Below are 4,479 nucleotides of genomic sequence, written 5' to 3'. Positions count from 1 at the left end.
TGGAAACCCCGGCGCGGGCCGCCACTTCTTCGGCACGGGTGGCGGCGAAACCTTTGTCGACGAAGAGATCCAGCGCTGCCTCCAGCAGCTCTCCAGGGCGCGCCTCCTTGCGGCGCGCGCGCTTGGCGCGCGCGGGGAAGAACTTGTCGCTGATGAAGCGTGAGGCGGGCATCGAATTCTTAATGACTGACGGGTTAGTAATGTAGTGAGCGCATCCGGGCCCGTCAAGCCGCCACAATGCGGGGTTCCGCCATTTCGAGCCTACGGAGAGTCCATGTACACGCCTTCACCGAACACCGAGACCATCGTGCTGGGCGGCGGCTGCTTCTGGTGCACCGAGGCGGTGTTCGACCGCGTACAGGGCGTGCTGGACGTCGAGTCGGGCTACAGCAACGGCGAGACCGTCAACCCCAGCTACGAGCAGGTCTGCACCGGCCGCACCGGCCATGCCGAGGTGGTGAAGCTGGTCTTCGATCCGTCGCAGATCACGCTGCGCGAGGTCCTCGAGATCTTCTTCGTGGTTCACGACCCGACCACGCTCAACCGCCAGGGCAACGACGTGGGCACGCAGTACCGCAGCGGCATCTACTACCTCGACGACGCGCAGAAGCTGGTGGCCGAAGAAGTGATCCGCGATATCGAGGCGAGCAAGACCTATCGTTCGCCGGTGGTGACCGAGGTCAGGCCGCTCGCCAACTACTCGGCGGCCGAGGCCTACCACCAGGACTATTTCCTGAACAACCCGAACCAGGGCTACTGCACCTTCGTGGTCGGGCCCAAGGTCGAGAAGTTCCAGAAGACCTTCGCGTCCAGGCTCAAGAAGGCCTGATCGGGCATTTCGCCCCAGCCATCCCGCCCATGCCCTTCAAGCGTTTCGCAGCCCGACCCGCCCAGGCCAGCGCACTGTTGTGCGTGCTGGCCTTCGCGCTGTGGTTTGCGGCCACGCTGGGGCTGGTGCACCGGACGATCCACGGCCATCCGGGCGTGCATGCGCCGGCGGTCGCCGTTTCCGCGGCCGAGGAAGGCGAAGCGGACCATGGCCCCCATGGGCTTTCGGCGCTCTTCGGCACGCACACCGACGCCGAGTGCCGGATCTACGACCAGCTCTCCCACGGCCCGGCCGCGCTCGGCGTGCCCGCCGTGGTGCTGCCGGCCATGCTGCCGGCTGCCGTCTTCCTCTACCTCGAAGGCGAAGTACTCGCCCGCTGGGTCGCGCTGTTCGACGCGCGCGGCCCGCCTTCCGCTCGCTGAATCCGCCTTGCCGGCCGGTTGCTGCGCTCGCGCTTGCGGGCCGCGGCCGGCTTCCCATCGATTCAACGAGCTTCAACCACATGTCATCCCTTTTCACGCGCAACGCCGTCGGCGTTGCCGTTCTTTCCTTCGTGTCCTGCGCCGCCTGGGCACAATCCGATGCCACCGCCGCACCGGGCGGGGCCGCGCTACCCGAAGTCACGGTCACCGGCAACCCACTGGGCGCCAGCGATCTGATCGCGCCCACCGCCTCGGTGTCCGGCGACCAGCTGTTGCTGCGCGCCCAGCCCACCCTGGGCGAGACGCTGAACAACCTCCCGGGCGTCGGCAGCACCTATTTCGGGCCGAACGCGAGCCGGCCCACGATCCGCGGCCTGGACGGCGACCGCATCCGCATCCTCCAGAACGGCGCCTCGGCGCCCGACGCCTCCTCGCTGAGCTACGACCACGCGGTGCCGGTCGATGCGCTGGTCACCGAGCGCATCGAGGTGTTGCGCGGCCCCTCGGCCCTGCAGTACGGCGGCAGCGCGGTCGGTGGCGTGGTCAACGTGATCGACAACCGGATCCCCAACGAGCCGCTCGAGGGCTTCGGCGGCCGCGTCGATGCGGGCTATGCCACGGGCAACCGCGAGAAGAGCGGCGGCATCGTGCTTGAAGGCGGGACCGACCGCTACGCGCTGCATGTGGATGCCTTCAGCCGTGATGCGGACGACACCAAGGCCCCCATCGAACTCGCCTGCGAGAACCCGCGCCGGCCGGGCCTTGCGCGCAGGATCTGCAACTCCGCCAACCGCGCCGATGGCGGTGCGGTCGGCGGCACGCTCTTCTTCGGCCAGGGCTGGATCGGCGCCTCGGCCAGCACCTACCGCAGCGACTACGGCACGGTCGCGGAGGACGACGTCACCATCGCCATGAAGTCCGATCGCTATGCGCTCGAGGGCGAATGGCGGCCGGGCGGCTTCTTCACCAGCATCCACGGCAAGCTCAGCCACACCGACTACCGCCACACCGAGTTCGAGGGCTGGGAACCGGGCACCGTCTTCGGCAACAAGAGCAACGACGTGCGCATCGAGGCACGGCACCGCAAGATCGGCGGCATGGAAGGCCTGGTCGGCTTCACCAGCGAGACCAACCGCTTCTCTGCGGACGGCGAGGAAGCCTTCGCACCTCACAGCCGGACGCGGTCGAACGCATTGTTCCTGCACGAGGAGCTGGGCACTTCGTGGGGCCGCCTGAGCTTCGGCGCCCGTACCGAGCAGGTCAAGGTGCGCTCCACGGGATCGCCCGATCCGGACGTCACTCGCTTCGCGATCGGCGAGCGCGACTTTCATCCGAACAGCGCGGCGCTCGGGGCGCTCGTCAAGCTGGCGCCGCAGTGGCAGCTGACCTCGAACCTGGCCTACACCGAGCGTGCGCCCAAGGACTATGAGCTCTTCGCCAATGGCCCGCACGTGGCGACCGCGGCCTGGGAGGTGGGCAACCCTGACCTGCAGAAGGAGAAGTCGGTAGGCTTCGACCTCGGGGCGCAGTGGAAGTCCGGCGCCAACAACGCGCGGGTCAACGCCTATGTCACGCGCTTCCGCAATTACATCGGTCAGGAGGCCTCGGGCAATGTGCGCGATGAGGAAGGCAACATCAACCCGGGCCCGGTGGAAACCGACGAAGGCCTGGTGTTCCCCGACGTGGTGGACGAGTTCGTCTACCGCGGCGTGCGCGCGCGCTTCACCGGCCTCGAGGCCAGTGGCAATCTGCGGCTGCTGGGCACCGACGGCTTTGCCAGGCCGGCCGATGGATCCACGCTGGACCTGCAGTGGCGTGGCGACCTGGTGCGCGCGAAGAACACCGACACCGGCGAGCCGCTGCCGCGCATCTCGCCGGCACGTGCGGGCGCCACGCTGGCCTACGCCAATGGGCCGTGGACCGCGCGGCTGGGCTTCGACCATTACGCGGCCCAGCGCCGCGTGCCGAGCGTGGGGGCCCGCCCGACCGATTCCTTCACGTTGTGGAATGCGGCCATCACCTACCGCATGAAAGTGCAGCGCGCCAGCGTCACCTGGTATGCGCGCATCGATAACCTGACGAACAAGCTGGCCTACAGCGCGACCTCGATCCTCACCACCACGGCCTTCCCCGACGCCCCGCTGCCGGGGCGCAGCCTGAAGGTGGGGCTGCGGGCGAGCTTCTGATCGAGGCTCACGAGGGGGGCGTCACGCTGCTCAGCGCGGCGTGGCGATGATCGGCGGCACCAGCGCTCCTCCATGCGATGCAACCCGAGACCGACTGCAGGCGAGCGGTGCTGCTCCAAGGTGGCTGGGAACTTTCGCGCGGTCCTGGACGCCCAGGCGCACGCTCAGCGGCTGCGGAGTTGGCGAGGACGCATGAGTCTCCGCCTGCGCCTGGGGCAGCGGCGATGCCGGCGCGCAATGGATGTCGTGCAGCTCGCGTGCCCGGGCAGCCAGGGCCGACGGCGCGACCAGTTCGCGCTTGACGCCGCCGTCCAGCCGCACGCGTGTCAGCAGCAGCGTGTCTTGCTTGACCACCGGCAACTGGCGCTCGGTTGCAAGGAAGTGCCAGGCATCGAAGAAGCCGCAGGTGACGACCACGCGCCGCGTGCCTTCCTGGGTTCCGGGCATCAGCACATGCGGCACGTCGGCGGCGGCCAGTTGCTGCGCTGCATCTCTGGCGGTCCCGATGCTGGCCTCGAAAGTCTGCGAACGGGCGTCGGGAACGACGGCTGGCTGGAACGCCGCATCGGCCACCAGCACGGTGCCCGTCTCGAAGTTGCCGTGGTTGCGCCGGCACACGATGCGAAGCCGGTTCTGCAGCGCATGTTCGATGGCGCCGTGGTGCAGCACCTTCGCGCCCGACACCGACATCTCGATGGCCTGCGCATACGACAGGCGCGGAATCAGCGCCGCGTCGACGACCATGGTCGGGTCGCAGTCGAGCACACCCGGCACGTCGGAATAGATCTCCAGCTCCTCCTCGCCCAGCGCGGCGGTCAGCGCGATGGCCGAGAGGTCGGAGCTGTTCCTGCCCATCCACGTGGTCTCGCCGCTTCGTGCGGCCGACGCCTGCCCGCCCGGCACCACGACCACCTGGTGCGGTACCAGTTGCCGCCGGAGCGCCGCGAGGTTCACCCCCTGTAGCCGGGCGCGGGTGTAGTTGGTGTCGGTGCGCAGCCCGATCTGGTTCCCCATTGCCACGGTGGCACTGATGCCGTGGGCC

General features: G+C 68.6%; 4 protein-coding genes and 1 pseudogene. 3 read left to right on the top strand and 2 right to left on the bottom strand.

All coding sequences use genetic code 11. From position 1 onward, the window contains the following. Positions 1-172, bottom strand: a pseudogene (locus APY03_RS43805) (TetR family transcriptional regulator); the annotation flags it as partial. Between the two features lie 102 nt (positions 173-274). On the opposite strand from APY03_RS43805, the gene msrA reads away from it, so the two are divergent. The 3 genes from msrA to APY03_RS14810 all read left to right on the top strand — a co-directional run bounded on the left by msrA (position 275) and on the right by APY03_RS14810 (position 3,437). Next, positions 275-829, top strand: a complete 555-nt coding sequence (gene msrA / locus APY03_RS14820; protein ID WP_068677960.1) for a peptide-methionine (S)-S-oxide reductase MsrA — start codon at positions 275-277, stop codon at positions 827-829. 29 nt (positions 830-858) lie between these two features. Then, the gene (locus APY03_RS14815; RefSeq protein ID WP_068677959.1) at positions 859-1,251 is read left to right on the top strand and encodes a hypothetical protein; all 393 of its coding nucleotides are present in this window, start codon (positions 859-861) and stop codon (positions 1,249-1,251) included. An 80-nt stretch (positions 1,252-1,331) separates the two neighbouring features. Continuing rightward, positions 1,332-3,437 (top strand): TonB-dependent receptor, encoded by a 2,106-nt coding sequence (locus APY03_RS14810; RefSeq protein WP_068677958.1) that lies wholly within the window; start codon positions 1,332-1,334, stop codon positions 3,435-3,437. 30 nt (positions 3,438-3,467) lie between these two features. Here the strand turns inward: APY03_RS14810 and APY03_RS14805 are convergent. Beyond that, positions 3,468-4,479 (bottom strand): amino acid kinase family protein (locus APY03_RS14805; RefSeq protein WP_083944363.1); only part of this gene is annotated, 1,012 nt, incomplete at its 5' end.

Origin of the sequence: Variovorax sp. WDL1, assembly GCF_001541225.1 — a bacterium.
Classification (GTDB): Bacteria; Pseudomonadota; Gammaproteobacteria; order Burkholderiales; family Burkholderiaceae_C; genus Variovorax.
The sequence above is the reverse complement of the archived record's forward strand: the minus strand, read 5'-3'. Positions and strand labels throughout refer to the sequence as shown.